Raw genomic sequence first — 17,650 nt, 5'->3', positions numbered from 1 at the left:
AACAGGATGGCTTTTGAAAATCCGTCGAGAGAAGAGATTAAAACCATTTTGGAACAAGTAGGCAATATTGCGGTTGTTGGTTTGTCTGATAAATCAGATCGAACCTCTTATATGGTTTCTTATGCCATGCAGAAGCGGGGATACCGGATTATTCCGGTTAACCCTGCGGCGGCAGGGCAAACGATTCTTGGGGAGACTTGTTATGCCAGTCTTGCTGAAGTACCTGAGCCTGTGGAGCTGGTCAATGTATTCCGCCGCAGTGAATACTGTGCAGAGGTTGCGCGTGAAGCAGCAGCTATTGGAGCTAAGATTTTGTGGCTTCAACAGGGGATTATAAGCCAGGAAGCCGCTGACATTGCGCAGGAGCATGGAATGACGGTTATTATGGATCGTTGCATTAAGGTGGAGGACTCAGTGACCCAGGCTGTACGTAAAGGATAAACAAGGATCAGTGACCCGTGCTATACGCACATGAAAACCTTCTTCCCTTGCTTCACAGGGTTGAAGGTTTTTGGTGCGAAATGAGGAATATGGTAAAGTATATTATACTTTTAGCAATCCACATAATGTATGTATGCCTGATGATGAAAATGGTCTAGACGGATTCATAGTGTTATCTGTTGTGGTGATAAAGTTTTTTGACCTGTAGAAGCGTAAATAAATATTTTGGCAGATGGAATCATTGCTTTGACAAAAGTATTTATTCGGCTTACCATCAGGGATAGAAAGGAGAGGAATGCCATGAATTGGCTCGGATCCTTACAACAGCTCGGTCGTGCTGTCATGCTCCCGACGATGGTGCTACCAGCCGCTGCAATATTGCTAAGTCTCGGCAGCCTTCCTTGGTCCACATGGGGATTCCCTATGGTGTCTGATATGGCAAATGCGGCGGGACATGGGATTTTTTATTTTTTGCCATATTTATTTGCGGTTGGTGTTGCACTGGGGATGTCGAATCAGGCAGGTCAGGCGGGACTGGCAGCATTAGCTGGTATGGCTATATATGATCAGGTCACATTGAGATTTGGAAACGGACTCATTCAACCGGCGACGCTCATTGGTATCATTTTGGGGGTCATTTCAGGGGTGGCTTATAATCGCTTCAAAAGCATCAAATTGCCCGAGGTGCTTCAGTTTTTTGGGGGTACCCGATTTGTTCTGCTGCTTATTGGCCTCTTCTCGGCTGTGTTTGCAGGACTCATGCTAATTATTGCCCCACTCATACAGAGAGGGCTGCAATTTATAGTAGGTCTGGAATCGAGCTTGGGCGGCTTTGGACTGTTTATCTACGGTATTCTATATCGGTTGCTGGCGGCCTTTGGTCTGCACCATCTGCTTAATAATATTTTTTGGTTTCAACTGGGTACATATAAAACGCCGTCTGGCAACGTTGTGCAGGGAGATTTACCCCGGTTTTTTGCTGGCGATCCGACAGCGGGCTATTTCATGTCCGGGTTGTTCCCCATTATGATGTTTGCGATCCCTGCCATTGCGCTGGCGATCATTCAGGAAGCGCGTGAAGATTTGAAGCCAAAGGTGCAAAAAACATTTTTGACGGCTGCGCTTGTCTGCTTTTTTACCGGAGTGTCGGAACAGATCGAGTTCGCCTTTTTGTTTGCAGCACCTTATTTGTTCCTCGTTCATGCGGTTATGTCTGGGCTGGCCATGTGGCTTACCTTTGAGCTGGATATTCATCACGGATTTTCCTATTCGGCGGGTTTTATAGATTATGTCCTTAATTTTCATCTCTCACATAACGCCTGGTTGTTAATTCCAGTGGGAGTGGCATACGGGCTTGTGTATTATGTATTGTTTCGATGGGCTATCCGGCGGTTCCGTATTCCAACTCCTGGGCGCGAGGAAGGTTCGGTTCTGGAGGATTGGGCCGGCAATATTCCTTATAGTGCTCCGCTTATTTTGGAAGCACTTGGCGGGAAGGAAAATATTGTGCAGGTGGAGGCCTGCATCACACGTTTGCGGCTGACCGTCCACAATGACAGACTGATCGATACCGGAGCGATGAAGGCTTTGGGATCGGCCGGGCTTATCAATCTGGGTGGAGGTAACTTGCAGGTTGTATTCGGAACGTATTCAGAACTGATTCGTGAGGAAATCGCGAAGCTGATGGAGCGTGATCTCCCTCAAATTTTGTTCAACGCTCCTGTACATGGAAAAATGCTCCCGATTCATGAAGTGCCTGACAAAATTTTTGCGACGAAGCTGGTCGGGGACGGTGTTGCTTTTGTTCCTGAACGTGGTGAACTTGTGTCTCCAGTGTATGGTACTGTGATGCACTTGTATCCGACTATGCACGCTTTAGGCATCTCCACACGAGAGGGACTTGAGGTTCTGCTCCACATAGGGATTGATACTTCACAGCTAAAAGGAAATTTTACTGCTATGGTAGAAGCAGGCGATACGGTGGAACCGGGGCAATTGCTGATCAAATTTGATTTGCAGGCGCTGCGAGAGCAAGCTCCATCACTGGTGACTCCTATGGTCATCACGAATCCGGATCGCGTCAAGTCGTGGAGCTTTGCTCCGTTTAAAACAGTGAAAAAAGGTCAGGCCTCGGTAATGTCCGTTGTGCTGCATGACAGGAATGTTGGAGGGGTAGAAACATGATAGAAGGCATCGGCGCCGCAGCAGGTGTGGCAATCGGGAAGGCATTTGTCCTGCCGAGCTGGGAGTGGGATTTACCTGATCAAAAAATGGATGCGGTAGATCTTGCAAAGGAATTTGAACGGTTGTATGAAGGGATACGCACATCCAAAAGTGAGATCCAGTTTATTAAGGATGAGTTTCGAGAGATGGTGGGGCCGGAGGAATCCAGCATTTTTGATGCTCATCTTGCGATATTGGAAGATCCAGAATTCATGAATGAAATTCGCGGAATTATTGAGCGTCAGTATAAGGCGGCTGAGGTGGCCGTGAAGGAAGCCATTGATCATTTTGTAACAATGTTTGATTTACTGGATGATGAATATATGAAGGAGCGGGCAATCGATATCAAAGATGTGGGAAACCGGCTGCTCAAGCATTTGCTGGGTGCACCGGAAGTGACTCTTCCCAAGGATACACAGCCCTATATTCTGGTAGCCAAGGAGCTCTCACCCTCCCAATCGGCACACTTGAATCCTAGCTATGTTTTAGGGATTGTAACTATGAATGGTGGTAAAACATCACATTCTGCGATCATGGCCCGCGCACTTGGTATTCCACTCGTTTCAGGACTGGAGAGCAATCTGAATTTGCCCGTTCAAACGGGAGATATGATGGTTGTGGACGGAGACCTGGGCAAAGTTTATGTGAATCCGGAAAAAACGGTAACTGATCATTATAAAATTTTGCGTGACGAGCAGCGACGCAGAAAAGAGCAGCTTCAGGTACTTGCTTCTGTAGATGCCGTGACCAAGGATGGAACCACCCTGAGGCTGGCGGCCAATATTAGTTCGATTAAAGAGCTGGAGGCAGCTTTGAAGCATGGCTCTCAAGGTGTGGGACTGTTCCGCACGGAGTTTTTATACATGGATCGCAAATCTGCTCCAGATGAAGAGGAGCAGTATGAAGTATATCGGCTGATAGCGGAAAAGGCAGGAAACCACTCTGTAGTCATCCGTACATTGGATATCGGTGGAGATAAGCCGTTGGACTATCTTCAACTACCAGAGGAAGAAAATCCTTTTCTAGGTTACCGTGCTATACGGATCAGTCTGGATTGGAAGGAATTGTTTAAAACCCAGTTGACTGCAATTTTAAGAGCCAGTGCAACGGGAAATATCAAGGTAATGTATCCGATGATCTCATCCGTGGAGGAGGTCCGCCAGGCAGATGCTCTTTTGAAGGAGGCTATGGCGGATTTGGATGCAAGAGGGCTTGCCTATAATCCAAACATTCAGCGAGGAATTATGATTGAGGTACCGGCTGCAGCGATGATCGCTGATCTATTGGCAGCTGAAACAGATTTTTTTAGTATCGGAACGAATGATCTGGTTCAGTATGTGCTGGCTGTAGACCGTATGAATGAGCAGATTGCACATATGTACCATCCATACCATCCAGCTGTACTTCGAATGCTGCGCATGACTGCACAAGCGGCACATCAAGCAGGAATTGATGTGAGTGTATGTGGTGAGATGGCTGGAGATGAACGTTCCGTTCCTCTTTGGCTGGAACTGGGGATACATCAACTCAGCATGTCTCCCCAATCTTTGTTGCGGGTCAAGCATCGTGTGCTGAATACGACTGCATCTGAGGCAACGACAGTCGCTCAGGTTTGCTTTGGCATGTCCACTGGTGCAGCGATCGAAGACAAGCTGACTGCAGCTAATGTCAGCTGCACTCCGGCCGGGCCTGGACGGCAGTAATATATAATGTCCGCAAAGCTTTGCACAGCCAACACCCCGTATTGTTGAGCTTGTCGTAGCAAACCTTAAGGCGTAGCACGGCTTGGACGAAAAAGAACCTTCAAAACCACTTATTCATGGTTTTGAAGGTTCTTTTTTTCATCTTGTTGACAGCCTCTTGAGATTACGGAAAATTAACTTAATCTCTTATTTCCGTGTGTTATCTGCTAACAAATCGCAGAACGCTTTTCCGTAAGGTGGAAGATCAGGCGGCCGACGAGCAGATACAATATGTCCGTCCGTCACAACTGCCTCATCCTTCCAAATAGCTCCTGCATTCTCCATATCATCACGAATACCTGGTGTGGAGGTTACCGTAACACCATCCAAAATTTTAGCAGAAATCAGTACCCAGCCTGCATGGCAGATTTGTCCAATCGGCTTATGAGCAGCATGAAACTCCTGTACGAGTTGAATTACCTTGGGATAGCGACGCAGTTTATCAGGTGCCCAACCGCCAGGGACAAGAATTCCGTCATAGTCGCTGCTATTCAGTTCCTCAAAGGCATATTCCGCTTCAGCAGGTACGCCATATTTTCCAATATATTTCTTACCCTTTTCAGCACCGGCTAAATGCACTTCTGCGCCTTCTTCACGAACACGGTAAATCGGATACCACAGCTCCAGATCCTCGAATTCCTCATCCACCAGGGCGATAACCTTTTTTCCGGCAAGTCTTGACATCCAACCATCCTTTCGTGCGTCACATGATGACACCTCTGTTTTGTAATCTGTACTTTTACATCTTAAGAAAAAGAACGCTCGAAGTCCATTCCTTCGCAGATTCTTATGTTAGTAGTCTGCTCTTTGACAGCAATTGTCGTCATTTTCTGACCCGCCAAAAGCTTTGGTAATTTGTTCATAGCTGCAATCTGTGGAAGGATTTGAGGTCCCAAAGTCGAAATAAAACAAGGTATGATAGATTTAATGGAGTTAACAATTATTTATTAGACTAGTAGATAGATATATTTGGATTCTGATGAGATCCTCGTATAGTTTGATCCTACGTAATGAGGTGGTTAAATGCAGAAGCAATGTCAATGTGGCAAACCGATGGGACTGGAACTGCGAAAGGTAATCTATGCGGGCAAGGTTGAAATTTTGCACGTCCCTGTATTCTCATGCTCGTCATGCTTTTCCAGTGAGGTTTTGCAGCATGTGACGAAGGACATTAAGGCACTATTACAAAGTCTAGGGAGCAAACCTACGGCACGGAGAATATCTTTTGCTCGCAACAATGAACTGGCAGAAATAATTCGCAAGCTTGTATTGGAGGAAGCGGACAATCCCAATGTGGATTGGCAATCTGCTTTGGAGGAGCGCATGGAGCTTCGAATTAATCTCTTACTGGATCTTTATCGCTATGCGAGAAGTCTGGGAGACGAAGATTGGATGAATGATGTAGAGAAAAAATTGGTTCAATTATCCGGTTTTACCAGTGAATCGGTATTTACGAATACAAAAAACTAAAAAATATGAAAATTTTCATGGTCACCATTGGATTTTACATGTTCTTTTTGTTACGATGTGAATAGGCCATACGACAAGACACAGAAAGGAATGTATATCCAATGGCGACGATGACAAAAATGACTACTGTTCAACAATTAAATACGGCTCTGGAAGCGTCATCAGACAAGCCGTTGCTTCTCTTTAAACATAGCACACGTTGTCCGATAAGTGCAGGCGCATATCAGGAAGTGGAGTCCTATTTGCATGGCGCTCCCAACGAAAATATTGAATACGGTATCATTTATGTAGTAGAAGATCGGCCGGTGTCCAATGAAACCGCGGACAGGCTTCAGGTGAAGCATGAATCCCCGCAGGCCATTTTAATCAAGGGCGGAGAGGCTGTTTGGCATACATCCCATTCGAATATTACAGCCCGTGCACTCCACGATCATCTCACATAGATAGAATGTGTGCTGTCGTTGCATAAAGTAGTATTTTGTCGTATCATGGTTCTAATTAGTTGATCTAGGATTCGGTTGAAAATTTATTGGCAATGGAGAGAAGGAATGTGACGGTAACGATCTATGATGTAGCTCGCGAAGCTGGTGTCTCAATGGCCACAGTGTCCCGCGTAGTTAACAATAATCCTAATGTGAAACCTCAGACCCGCAAGAAAGTGTACGAAGCGATTGAACAATTGGGATATCGCCCAAATGCGGTCGCTAGAGGTCTGGCCAGCAAGAAGACAACGACCGTCGGCGTGGTTATACCCGATATATCGAACTCAATTTTTGCAGAAATTGCGCGCGGTATTGAGGATATAGCGAATATGTATCACTATAATATTATTTTGTGTAATGCCGACAAGCGAAAAGAAAAAGAGATTCGTGTCATCAACACATTGCTTGAAAAGCAAGTGGATGGTCTTCTGTTCATGGGTGGTACAGTAACGGACGAGCATATTCAGGCGTTCCATACAGCTGCGGTCCCTATCGTTCTATGTGCAACGAGTGATGAAAAAGGAAGCTATCCTTCGGTCGATATCGACCATGAAGCCGCTGCTTTTGATGCAGTAAACACGTTGATCCGCCATGGACACCGTCAAATCGCAATGATCAGTGGTACGCTTCAAGACCCTGCAAACGGCTATGCACGTTTCCAAGGTTACAAGAGAGCACTGGAAACAGCCGGAATTGATTATCAGGAGGATCTCGTGCGAATCGGGAACTACCGTTATGAATCCGGTGTCGAAGCAATGAAATATTTTCTCGGCCTGAAGAAGAAGCCAAGTGCGATTTTTGCTGCTACGGATGAAATGGCAATTGGTGCGATCCACAGTATTCAGGATGAGGGTTTGAAAGTTCCTGATGATTTTTCGGTAATCAGTGTTGACAATATTCGTATGGCCTCTATGGTTCGTCCTCAGCTGACAACCGTCGCGCAACCGATGTACGATTTGGGTGCGGTAGCGATGCGTTTGCTGACCAAGCTGATGAAAAAGGAAAACGTGGAGAACCCTCGCGTTATTTTGCCGCATGAAACTATTTTGCGGTTGTCAGTTAATTATTTAGACTAGATGCAGTGCTGAATAGGATATACCTTCGATGAAAGCTCCTTTGATGGAGCTTTTTTCGCGGATATAAAGCTTCTTATGGACATCATCATCAAACCAAGAATAGAGGGATGCGTAATGAGCCGACTTTACGGATTAATGGGTGCTATGGATGAAGAAATTGAATTGCTGCTGGCAGCGATGACGGAAGCGAGCAAGACGGTCAAGGCTGGAATCACGTACACTACAGGAATCATTCACGGGCAAAGAGTCGTTGTCTGCAAATCCGGTGTAGGCAAGGTTAATGCTGCGGTAACAACACAAATCCTGATTGATCATTTTGGTGTAGAACAGATTATATTTACGGGAGTGGCAGGGGCAGTTCATCCCGATTTAAACATTGGGGATATTGTCATCTCATCAACATGTATGCAGCATGATATGGATGTAACGCCTTTGGGTTATGCCAGAGGGGTCATTCCTTATCAGGACACCTCAGAGTTTGTGGCTGATCCCGAGCTTGCAAGTCTAGCTGAGCAAGCCTGCAAATCGTTTGGCGATCGGTATATTGTCGGCAAGGTACTTTCTGGCGATCAATTTGTTGCAAATCGTGAGTTAGTGACTGCATTGCATCAGGAAATGGACGGTGCTTGTACCGAAATGGAGGGTGCAGCTGTGGCTCAGACAGCTCATATGAACGCTGTGCCTTATGTTGTCCTACGATCTATGTCAGATAAGGCTGATGGATCGGCTCACGTTAATTATGCTGAATTTACGGTAGAAGCTTCACATCGTTCGCATCGTATTGTGGAGTTCATGCTCAAGCATTTGGGATAAGGGTATAATTTTTTAATACATGAATCTTCGGACAAACCGGATATGGTCAAACTGCTCCTGTGATGCGAGGGGCACATCCTTTCCCATTCGTACCATCAGACAGTTAGCAGGATGTGAGCATATTTCAGGATCATCCGTGGCGTACCAGACCATATCTACAGTTTTCATCAGACGTTCCATCATGCGGCGGTATTCCCATACGGAGAGACCGCTGCCTTTTAAATCCCAATGCCAATAGTATTCGGTGGTAAAAATAATATAGGATTCAAGTTGTCTGTCCTCAAAGGCAATCCGAATCATTCGGCTACCCAGGCCCAGACCACGATAGTCATCGGCTACCTCAACAGCTCCAAGTTCCAGTAAATCCTTCATGCCAGCTTCCGACCAGCGCTCCATCTCATCTGGGTAATGAAAAGTAACATATCCCAGAAGGGTTTCCCCGTTGTGGGCAATGATAATTCTGCCTTCTGGCAGTTCTGAAATATCCACCAACGCGTCGAACTGTTCCTTTGGTTTGCGAAAGGCATCTAATTGCTTGTGCATTTGAAATGAACGCAGTTGATCCGCGGATACGGGGCCTTCTACATAGATTGTTTGTCCGTTATGATCCAGCGTGTCCAAGTGGTACAGTTTTAAATGCTGCATGTGTACGCCCTCCTTGTTCGCCATGAGCTCGTTCCTCATATCCCCTACTTATAGCAAAAAAACAATTAAATGAAAAGGATGGTCGTCACATCCTGACCTATGATATACTGTTTTAGACATAAAATGTTCACAATTAAGTGCTTAAATCAACCAGTACACCAAAGGATTTCGTCTGCTTTATTTATTTTGTAAGCGTTATCTTGTTCTGTGTGATTCTCATTAATCCATTGTGAGGAGGCTGAACGTATGAAGATTGAAGAACTCCAGACTGTAGTTCCCACATCCAACATGGGCCCGTATGAACAAGCTTACAACAACTTTCAGTGGGAGGATGCAGAGCGTCATTTTACGTGGTATGAAACAGGCAAGGTAAATATGGCACATGAAGCCATTGATCGACATGTACAGGAAGGACGAGGTGAGAAAGCGGCACTATTGTATTGTGACGCAAACCGTCACGAAACCTACACCTTCTCTCAGCTTCGTGCTAGTTCTAACAGGTTCGGAAATGTGCTGCGGAAATACGGTATTGGTAAAGGGGAGCGGGTGTTTATTTTCATGCCACGTTCACCCGAGCTGGTTATTAGTTTACTTGGTGTTCTAAAGGTTGGAGCTGTTGTCGGTCCATTATTTGAGGCGTTTATGGAAACTGCGGTTAAGGATCGATTGGAGGATAGTGGGGCGGTGGCATTAGTGACCACACCTGCGCTTCTGTCACGGGTAAAACGTGAGGAGCTTCCTGAGCTGCGACATATTTTTGTGGTTGGTGATATGGATGCACGCGAGCAGGGAATTATCGATTTCGAGACAGAAATGCTTATGTCCTCAGAGGAACTTGAGCCAGAATGGTTGAATCGTGAAGATGGATTAATTATTCACTATACATCAGGCTCAACAGGCAAGCCCAAAGGCGTGTATCATGTGCAAAATGCGATGATTCAGCATTACTATACTGGCAAAATGGTGCTGGATTTGCGGGAAGATGATGTGTATTGGTGTACTGCTGATCCTGGCTGGGTCACGGGAACATCATACGGTATTTTTGCTCCATGGCTAAATGGAGCGACGAATGTCATTCGTGGGGGGCGTTTCAGCCCGGAAGACTGGTACCGCACGATTGAGCGTCACGAAGTGACCATATGGTATAGTGCTCCTACAGCGTTTCGGATGCTGATGAGCGCAGGGGAGCAGGTTGTTTCCAAATATGATCTTAGCAGTCTACGGCATGTATTATCCGTTGGGGAACCGCTGAATCCAGAAGTGGTGCGATGGGGATGGCAAGTGTATACACAGCGCATTCATGATACTTGGTGGATGACGGAAACAGGAGCACAGTTGATCTGTAATTACCCTGAGCTGCCAATTAAGCCGGGTTCGATGGGAATGCCACTCCCAGGTATTCAGGCTGCTATTTTGGATGACAGAGGGCAGGTGTTGCCTCCTGACCGGATGGGCCACTTGGCGATCCGTACACCATGGCCATCCATGATGAATCGTATATGGAACAATCCGAACAAGTTTCAGGAATATTTCCGCTTTCCCGGTTGGTATGTATCGGGTGATTCAGCTTACATGGATGAGGACGGATATTTCTGGTTTCAGGGTAGGATTGATGATGTCATTAACTCCTCCGGGGAGCGAATTGGCCCTTTTGAGGTGGAGAGCAAGCTTCTGGAGCATCCTGCAGTAGCGGAAGCCGGAGTCATTGGAAAACCAGATACCGTGCGGGGAGAGATTATCAAGGCTTTTGTTGCACTGCGTGAAGGCTATGCACCGTCTGAAGCTTTACAGCAGGACATCTATCGCTTCGTTAAGGAAGGGCTGTCTGCTCATGCTGCTCCACGCGAAATTGAGTTTAAGGAAAAGCTACCCAAAACCCGTTCCGGTAAAATTATGAGACGCGTGTTGAAAGCCTGGGAGCTTAACCTTCCTACAGGTGACTTATCTACCATAGAGGATTGAAGTGCTGTGCATATTAGAATTAAAAAAGGGAGTCTCCAAAGCCTTAATGGCTAAGGGGACTCCCTTTTTGATAGGGTGAATCTCATATTCACCCTATCACTTTCTGCTTTGTCTTCTGTTATGGACGGACGGCTCCGGAAGGAGCCGATTCCCCCATGGCATTCATGGAAGTGACACGAAACCAGCCTTTTGGCTTTTTCCCCGACTTATATTCAAAGCTGGGAGATGCGGTAGAGCCTATGTTTGTAAAAGGCTCCGCACCGCTTTCGCTGTAATACACGTTATAGCCTGTAATAGCGTCCGCAGACTTACCTGCGCTCCATTGGAGCGCTACGGATGAGCCAGCGGCTTTAGCTTGAGGCTGTCCAGGGGCAGTAGGAACCTCTGTAGGCTGTGCACCTGTTCCATCTCCCTCGCCCGGAACGTCTGGAGACTCAGAATCTGCAGGTGGCACCACAGGTGCTGCGCTTGCTTTCGTGCTTGGCCCAGACTCATGGCCGCCTACATCAACGGCGGTCACGTAGTAGCTGGAGCTGCTGCCCCCAGGGCTGTCAGAGAACACCTTGGAGCCGTCAGCCATAACAACCTTGCCAAGCCGTTGGAAGCTGCCCCCATCTGTAGAACGATACAGACGGTATCCTACGACGTCGCTGTTTCCGCTTGGGCTAAAGCTGATTATGGCTTTGCCGTCACTATAGCTTACGTTGACGCTAGATGGAGCGTTAGGGGCTGCTCCATCGTCCTTGCGTGGATCAATCTGAGTAGGAGCTTCCTTATCTGCATCCTGAGGCAGATAGTAGGACAACGAATTATGTCGTCTCATCACCTTGAAGGCTTGCTGAAGCTCTTTAATCAATTCTGAGATGGGCTTTTCCCGTTTTCTAACGGTCCGTTCATATAACATATCATCCGGTGTACCATCGCGTGGAATATAATTCACACCTTGGTAGGTAATATATTTCGCACGGCTCACACCATTTTCACTGTTTTTAGGTGGATACTTACTGTTATAAATGTCCGAACCATACGCGGATGCTGTGCGGCTTACAATGCCGTCAGGTCTCTTGAAGCTGTCCGTTTGGAACAGCTGGGCATCTTTAGCTGTTACTTCATTCATGATTAGAGCCCATAAGCGACGAGCCCGCTCTTTTTGGACTTTCGTTTCAAGCTTATTGACAGGTTGCTTGTAACCAACCCATACACCCAGCGTGACGTCAGGCGTAAAGCCCTCGAACCAAACATCAGTGTAGGATTGCGTAGTGCCTGTCTTGCCGGCAATCGGAATCTTGCCGGATTGATCAAAGTTCCGCTTCACCAGTCTGCCTGTGCCTTCCGACACGGCTGTACGCAACATATCCGTCATCAGGTAGGCGGTTTGCGGTGAGAAGGCCTGCACAGGATTAGCCTGATGCTTATATACAATATTGCCTTGCGAATCCACAATCTTTTCGATCATATAGGCGTCATTAAACACACCGCCATTTGGAATGGCTCCATATGCATTCGTGAGTTCCTCGACAGTCACCCCATGGGCCAAGCCGCCAAGTACACCCGTTTGAGCGTTGTTATCACTGGATTCCAAGGTGGTGATACCCAGTTTTTTAGCAAAAGCCCAAGCGTTGCTAATCCCTACTTTTTCGTTAAACAGCTTGAGTGCTATCGTATTTAGCGATTGATTCAGTGCATAACGCGCCGTAACCAATCCTTGATAGCGGTTGTTAGCATTTTTCGGAATGTGATATCCATTACTGCCATCTTTCAAAATAATAGGGGCATCATCCACGATACTACCAGGCTGCACAAGACCGCTGTCCAATGCAGGGAGATAGGCAGCAATCGGTTTCATTGCCGAACCTGGCTGACGTACCATCTGCGTGGCATAATTCATCTGCTCCTTTTGGAAGTCCCGACCTTCCATCATTCCAAGAATGGCGCCTGTTTTATGCTGAATCAGAATAGCCGCTGCTTGTTCGTCACCCTTGGTTTTACTAGTGGCAGAGAAGTTGTTTTTATTTTCTGCAATTTGACGCATAGATTTGTAGACGCTCTTATCAATGGTGGTGTACACCATATAACCGCCTGTGCGAAGCTGCTGTTCAGCTTCTTTGAGTAAATCGTTATCGTCCTTGGTCTTGGCATCTGCACTGGCATTAGCTGCTTGACCCGGATTGGTGACAGACATGAGTGCCTGCGCAGCCTGTCGTTCTGTTTCCATCATAAGGTATGGATAGGTGTTATAAGCTTTAACAGTGCGTGGTGCGAGAGATTTTTTGATATCAAAAGCCATCGCTTCATCATACTGTGCTTTATTGATTTTGTTCTCCTCCAGCATTCGACTGAGCACCAGGTGCTGGCGGTTGATGGCTCTTTTAAAGCCAGCTTCATTAAACTCGCCCTTACCGTTGTAAGCAGAATAAGAAGAAGGAAGCTGTGGCAAACCTGCCAGATAGGCGGCCTGGGCTACATTAATCTCGTTCAGATCATTCTCATTAAAAATACCTTTGGCCGCTGCTTTAATGCCAAAGACGTTGTAACCGCTTGAACCGTTACCAAAAGGTACTTTATTGAGATAGGCCGTAATAATTTGCTGCTTGCTCAGGAAGCGCTCAAGGCGCAGAGACAGCAAAATTTCTTTGACCTTGCGGTCATCCGTGCGATCGAGATTTAGAAAGACACGACGCGCAAGCTGCTGGGTGAGGGTACTCCCCCCGGTTTGTACGGATTCATGCAGCGCCTTTTGCTTCACAGCACGCAGCGTTCCCGACAAATCGACACCTTTATGCTCATAAAAATGATTATCTTCAATGGCAATGACTGCGTCAATGACGAGTTGTGGAATCTCCTTAAACGTGACAGGTCTTCGATCTTCTTCTGTCCGAAGTTGTCCGATGGGAGAGCCATCATTGAAATAAGCGAAGCCTGTAATTGCATTCTTATCTACTTCCTGTAGGATCATGGATCTGGAACGCACGGGTTCGCTTTTTACAATAGAAGCGACATAGCCAGCGGCGGCCCCCCCTGCAAATAGTGCCCCCATAAAACCGATGATGATGACCCACTTTATGACACGGCCGAGCCTTCGCATGGTTGTCCTCAAGCGGGAAGGCTTTGGCGCTGATACATTGTTTTTTTCTTCAACCATTAAGTCTTCCTCCTTTATAACAGCCATTATTATAGCATAAAATTACAAAATGAACCCATATGCTAAAAAGCCTGTCTTTTGGTGTCGTTGACTACATAAAAGCAGTGTGTTATAAATAGGTCAAAGTAAATATCGTGAAAAGCAGAGAAAGACTTCAGTAGAAGGCGGATTCACGTTGTACAGAGAGCCGATGGGTGGTGTGAATCGGTAGCGTCCCTCCTTTGAATTACCGTCTGGAGCTGTCTGGATGAATGGAAAGCATTTGCAGGTTTGCGAAGCTACCATAGTAATCCAGTACCGGGTGTAGGCCCGTTATAGGAATGAAGTGAAAGAAATGTCTGTCTTTGACATGCGTTTCTTTAATTAGGGTGGTAACGCGAGTAGCTCCTTCTCGTCCCTTGGGATGAAAGGGGCTTTTTGGTTTGTCTAATATGTAATATTTTGGATGAAAAATAGGAGGTATACAGGATGAAGTGGGAAGAATTGAAGCCGGAGCAACAGGTAGAGGTCGAGCGACAGCTAGAGGTGATACAGCGGGGTGTGGCGGAAATTGTACCGGAGGATGAGCTGAAGCGTAAGGTAATCAAATCGGTCGTTAGCGGCGAGCCGCTCAAAATTAAGCTGGGTCTTGATCCATCTGCGCCCGACATTCACATCGGACATACGGTTGTTATGCACAAACTGCGCCAGTTCCAGGAATTAGGCCATCAAGTGCAACTGATTATCGGAGATTTTACAGGCAGAATTGGTGATCCGACAGGTAAATCGGAGACTCGTAAGCAACTGACTGAGGAAGATGTACAGCGTAATGCACAAACGTACAAGGAACAAATTTTTAAAATTCTCGATCCTGAAAAAACAAAGGTATTCTACAATTCCGAATGGTTAGGGCCAATGTCTTTTGCTGATGTAGTAACCCTGTCGGCCAAAGTAACGGTTGCCCGTATGTTGGAACGAGATGATTTTACAAAAAGGTACCAAAACGGATTGCCGATCAGCATCCATGAGTTCTTTTACCCGCTGATGCAGGGCATGGATTCCGTGGCTCTCCAAAGCGATATTGAATTGGGGGGGACGGATCAGAAGTTTAATCTGCTGATGGGCAGAACCCTGCAAAAAGAATACGGAGTTGAGCCGCAGGCTACTATTACATTACCATTGCTTGAAGGGCTGGATGGCGTCCAGAAGATGAGCAAAAGTTTGGGGAACTACATTGGTGTTGATGAGGAGCCAAACGAAATATACGGGAAATCCATGTCCGTTCCTGACGAGCTGATGCTGAAATATTTTGAGCTTGCAACGGATATCAACAACGAGGAGCTGGCAGAGCTGGCGAAAGGTGTTAAGGACGGCTCAGTACATCCACGTGATGCCAAAATGAAGCTGGCTGGAACGTTAGTGCGCATGTACCACGGCGAAGAAGCAGAGGAAGCAGCGAAGCAGCATTTTGTGACCGTATTCCAGCAACGTGCGCTGCCTGACGATATTGAAGAGTTCACCTTGACGGCTGATCAGTTAGAAGAAGGTGGCATTCGTGTGATCCAGTTGCTGACTCATCTGGGCTTTGCAGCATCAAATGGTGAAGCCAAGCGCAGTATTCAGCAGGGTTCGGTCAAAATTAACGAAGAGAAATGGACCGATGTGAACGAAGCATACACGCCGAAGGAAGGCGACATTGTGCAGGTAGGTAAACGGAAATTTGCTAAAATCAAGCTTGGATAATGAAAATATATTCAAAAGCAGCACTGAGATTGTATCGATCTCAGCGTTGCTTTTTTTTCTGACAAGTGAAAAGTCATGGTAAACTTAGCACAAATAATCAAACATGTAGGTAAAGAGTTATACATAATGAAAACGTGGGTTGCACAATTTGGGTGTAGGATAGATAACCAAAACAATTACAAGTGCGGGGAAGGATTATATGGACTATTTTAAACGAATTCAGTGTGCGATTGAGTTTATTGAATTGAATCTCCGGGAGGATTTAAAAATTGCCGAGATTGCTTCACAGGCCTGTTTTTCAGCTTTTCATTTCCAACGGGTTTTTCAGGCCATTTCGGGTTTTACGGTTCAACAGTATATAAGAAGGAGAAGATTGTCCGAGGCGGCTGAACAGCTAAAACAATCCAATCAAAAAGTGTTGGACATTGCTATTGAGTATCAGTACAACTCACAAGAAGCTTTTACCCGCGCTTTTGAAAAGAATTTTGGGATCACCCCTGGGAAGTATCGTAACGGTGATATCGAGTTTCCTGCGCAAAGTAAAATCAATTTTCTGGATTACCAAAAAAATACGATGGGGGATTTGGATGTGAATAAGCCGGTGATATTGCAGCTCGAAACAGTTAAAATTGTAGGATATGAATATAAAACAAATCTGAATAATGAGCAGCACTATAAAGAAATCCCAGGGTTTTATGGGCACTTTGGAGCAAATGAATATTTTATGTTTATCCCGAACAAAATTGCACCGGGAATGTCATATGGGGTTGCCTGTCGATTTGAAGACAACGGTGCATTTTCATTTGTGGTGGGCGAGGCAGTTGAAAAAGAGTCAAAAGAACTGGCAGAGGGTTTCGTATATATGGAGATTCCAGCAGGGAAGTATGCTGAGTTTGACGCTTCGGGTTCAGATGGACGGGTTCAGAATATACGAGACTTTATCTATGGCACATGGCTTCCTAATTCTAATTTTGAACGGAGGGAGGGGCCTGATTTTGAAATTACGGACGTGATGAATTCCTCCTATCCAGATCACTTGAGTATGAAGGTATACATCCCCATTGAATAAAACCCTCAGGCTCGATGCATAGGGAATATAAAAAAAAGCACCCGAATAAATTCGGGTGCTTTTTGGTGCTAATACAAGGATTAGCGGTTGTAGAATTCGACGATTTGTTTTTCATCGATATCTTGGGACAATTCGCCACGCTCAGGCAAACGAATGAATTTACCTTCCAGAGCTGCGTCATTGTACTCCAGGTAAGCTGCCAAGTGGTTGCGGTTTTCCAAAGCTTCTTTAATGGAAGACAGGGAACGACTTCTTTCACGAAGACCGATCACGTCGCCAAGACTTACTTGGTAAGAAGCGATGTCAACTTTTTTACCGTTCACAGTAACGTGACCGTGAGCTACCAATTGACGTGCGCCTGCACGGGAATTAGCAAAGCCAAGACGGAACACAAGGTTGTCCAGGCGGCTTTCCAGCAAGAACATAAAGTTTTCACCAGCGATACCGTGCATGTGTTGAGCTTTGTTGAACAGGGTACGGAATTGTTTTTCACCCAAGCCGTACATGTGACGCAGCTTTTGTTTCTCTTGAAGCTGCATACCGTAGTTGCTGATTTTTCTCCGTTGGTTTGCACCATGTTGTCCCGGAGGGAAAGGGCGTTTCAATTCTTTACCTGTGCCGCTCAGGGAAATACCGAGACGACGGCTCAATTTAAATTTAGGACCAGTGTAACGTGCCATTATAGAGTTAACTCCTTCATAATTAAAATTTGAGTTGGGGCTCTCTTTGCGCTCCAATTTGTTCGGCGCTACCAATTAAGGTAAGACGCACTACTGACAGAAAAGTTCAGCCGCTGTCCTGTCAGCAACAAAAAAGATGAGGGTGACACAAACTGTTACGCCCAAAATTTAAGATCCGCACAG

General features: G+C 46.1%; 14 protein-coding genes and 1 other annotated feature. Of the genes, 10 read left to right on the top strand and 4 right to left on the bottom strand.

All coding sequences use genetic code 11. From position 1 onward, the window contains the following. The first annotated feature begins 6 nt into the window (after positions 1-6). The 3 genes from ACM1ND_RS17020 to ptsP all read left to right on the top strand — a co-directional run bounded on the left by ACM1ND_RS17020 (position 7) and on the right by ptsP (position 4,367). Positions 7-441, top strand: coding sequence for a CoA-binding protein (locus tag ACM1ND_RS17020; RefSeq protein ID WP_013310932.1), 435 nt, complete (start codon positions 7-9; stop codon positions 439-441). Positions 442-741: 300 nt separating this feature from the next. Then, the gene (locus ACM1ND_RS17015; protein ID WP_023989337.1) at positions 742-2,625 is read left to right on the top strand and encodes a glucose PTS transporter subunit IIA; all 1,884 of its coding nucleotides are present in this window, start codon (positions 742-744) and stop codon (positions 2,623-2,625) included. Continuing rightward, positions 2,622-4,367: a phosphoenolpyruvate--protein phosphotransferase gene (ptsP, locus tag ACM1ND_RS17010; RefSeq protein WP_075154419.1), complete on the top strand. Its 1,746-nt coding sequence runs from the start codon at positions 2,622-2,624 to the stop codon at positions 4,365-4,367. Before ACM1ND_RS17015 ends, ptsP begins: the two co-directional genes overlap by 4 nt. A gap of 186 nt (positions 4,368-4,553) precedes the next feature. On the opposite strand, the gene ACM1ND_RS17005 is transcribed toward ptsP, so the two are convergent. Continuing rightward, a complete protein-coding gene (locus tag ACM1ND_RS17005) occupies positions 4,554-5,090 on the bottom strand; it encodes a type 1 glutamine amidotransferase domain-containing protein (RefSeq protein WP_023989335.1) in 537 nt (178 codons plus the stop codon). A 339-nt stretch (positions 5,091-5,429) separates the two neighbouring features. On the opposite strand from ACM1ND_RS17005, the gene ACM1ND_RS17000 reads away from it, so the two are divergent. The 4 genes from ACM1ND_RS17000 to ACM1ND_RS16985 all read left to right on the top strand — a co-directional run bounded on the left by ACM1ND_RS17000 (position 5,430) and on the right by ACM1ND_RS16985 (position 8,247). After that, complete coding sequence (locus ACM1ND_RS17000; protein ID WP_023989334.1) at positions 5,430-5,876, top strand: hypothetical protein; 447 nt, start codon at positions 5,430-5,432, stop codon at positions 5,874-5,876. Positions 5,877-5,977: 101 nt separating this feature from the next. After that, complete coding sequence (ytxJ, locus tag ACM1ND_RS16995) at positions 5,978-6,319, top strand: bacillithiol system redox-active protein YtxJ (protein ID WP_013310927.1); 342 nt, start codon at positions 5,978-5,980, stop codon at positions 6,317-6,319. Between the two features lie 107 nt (positions 6,320-6,426). Further along, entirely contained in the window at positions 6,427-7,434 is a 1,008-nt protein-coding gene (ccpA, locus tag ACM1ND_RS16990; RefSeq protein WP_023989333.1) for a catabolite control protein A, read from the top strand. A gap of 114 nt (positions 7,435-7,548) precedes the next feature. Continuing rightward, entirely contained in the window at positions 7,549-8,247 is a 699-nt protein-coding gene (locus tag ACM1ND_RS16985; protein ID WP_068941485.1) for a 5'-methylthioadenosine/adenosylhomocysteine nucleosidase, read from the top strand. Positions 8,248-8,259: 12 nt separating this feature from the next. Here the strand turns inward: ACM1ND_RS16985 and ACM1ND_RS16980 are convergent, their stop codons facing one another. Then, a complete protein-coding gene (locus ACM1ND_RS16980) occupies positions 8,260-8,892 on the bottom strand; it encodes a GNAT family N-acetyltransferase (protein ID WP_023989332.1) in 633 nt (210 codons plus the stop codon). A gap of 246 nt (positions 8,893-9,138) precedes the next feature. Here ACM1ND_RS16980 and acsA point away from each other — a divergent pair, with 246 nt between their 5' ends. Further along, a complete protein-coding gene (gene acsA / locus ACM1ND_RS16975) occupies positions 9,139-10,854 on the top strand; it encodes an acetate--CoA ligase (RefSeq protein WP_418026366.1) in 1,716 nt (571 codons plus the stop codon). A 118-nt stretch (positions 10,855-10,972) separates the two neighbouring features. Here acsA and ACM1ND_RS16970 read toward each other — a convergent pair whose 3' ends face one another. Then, on the bottom strand, positions 10,973-13,996 hold the full coding sequence (locus ACM1ND_RS16970) for a penicillin-binding protein 1A (RefSeq protein ID WP_069080013.1): 3,024 nt from the start codon (positions 13,994-13,996) through the stop codon (positions 10,973-10,975). Between the two features lie 135 nt (positions 13,997-14,131). After that, positions 14,132-14,398, top strand: a binding site (T-box leader). 66 nt (positions 14,399-14,464) lie between these two features. On the opposite strand from ACM1ND_RS16970, the gene tyrS reads away from it, so the two are divergent. Together tyrS and ACM1ND_RS16960 are read left to right on the top strand one after the other, a co-directional pair. Next, positions 14,465-15,718 carry a tyrosine--tRNA ligase gene (tyrS, locus tag ACM1ND_RS16965; protein ID WP_013310921.1) on the top strand — a complete coding sequence of 418 codons (1,254 nt, stop codon included), beginning with the start codon at positions 14,465-14,467 and terminating at the stop codon, positions 15,716-15,718. 199 nt (positions 15,719-15,917) lie between these two features. After that, entirely contained in the window at positions 15,918-16,787 is an 870-nt protein-coding gene (locus ACM1ND_RS16960) for an AraC family transcriptional regulator (protein ID WP_076264812.1), read from the top strand. An 80-nt stretch (positions 16,788-16,867) separates the two neighbouring features. Here ACM1ND_RS16960 and rpsD read toward each other — a convergent pair whose 3' ends face one another. After that, entirely contained in the window at positions 16,868-17,467 is a 600-nt protein-coding gene (rpsD, locus tag ACM1ND_RS16955) for a 30S ribosomal protein S4 (protein WP_025723468.1), read from the bottom strand. Positions 17,468-17,650: the final 183 nt, after the last annotated feature.

This window comes from Paenibacillus sp. JJ1722 (assembly GCF_048282685.1).
Taxonomy (GTDB): domain Bacteria; phylum Bacillota; class Bacilli; order Paenibacillales; family Paenibacillaceae; genus Paenibacillus; species Paenibacillus polymyxa_B.
The sequence above is the reverse complement of the archived record's forward strand: the minus strand, read 5'-3'. Positions and strand labels throughout refer to the sequence as shown.

Coding starts and splice junctions, on each gene's coding strand:
- ACM1ND_RS17020 (WP_013310932.1), top strand. CDS start 7: ATGGCTTTTGAAAATCCGTCGAGAGAAGAGATTAAAACCATTTTGGAA.
- ACM1ND_RS17015 (WP_023989337.1), top strand. CDS start 742: ATGAATTGGCTCGGATCCTTACAACAGCTCGGTCGTGCTGTCATGCTC.
- ptsP (WP_075154419.1), top strand. CDS start 2,622: ATGATAGAAGGCATCGGCGCCGCAGCAGGTGTGGCAATCGGGAAGGCA.
- ACM1ND_RS17005 (WP_023989335.1), bottom strand. CDS start 5,090: ATGTCAAGACTTGCCGGAAAAAAGGTTATCGCCCTGGTGGATGAGGAA.
- ACM1ND_RS17000 (WP_023989334.1), top strand. CDS start 5,430: ATGCAGAAGCAATGTCAATGTGGCAAACCGATGGGACTGGAACTGCGA.
- ytxJ (WP_013310927.1), top strand. CDS start 5,978: ATGGCGACGATGACAAAAATGACTACTGTTCAACAATTAAATACGGCT.
- ACM1ND_RS16985 (WP_068941485.1), top strand. CDS start 7,549: ATGAGCCGACTTTACGGATTAATGGGTGCTATGGATGAAGAAATTGAA.
- ACM1ND_RS16980 (WP_023989332.1), bottom strand. CDS start 8,892: ATGCAGCATTTAAAACTGTACCACTTGGACACGCTGGATCATAACGGA.
- acsA (WP_418026366.1), top strand. CDS start 9,139: ATGAAGATTGAAGAACTCCAGACTGTAGTTCCCACATCCAACATGGGC.
- ACM1ND_RS16970 (WP_069080013.1), bottom strand. CDS start 13,996: ATGGTTGAAGAAAAAAACAATGTATCAGCGCCAAAGCCTTCCCGCTTG.
- tyrS (WP_013310921.1), top strand. CDS start 14,465: ATGAAGTGGGAAGAATTGAAGCCGGAGCAACAGGTAGAGGTCGAGCGA.
- ACM1ND_RS16960 (WP_076264812.1), top strand. CDS start 15,918: ATGGACTATTTTAAACGAATTCAGTGTGCGATTGAGTTTATTGAATTG.
- rpsD (WP_025723468.1), bottom strand. CDS start 17,467: ATGGCACGTTACACTGGTCCTAAATTTAAATTGAGCCGTCGTCTCGGT.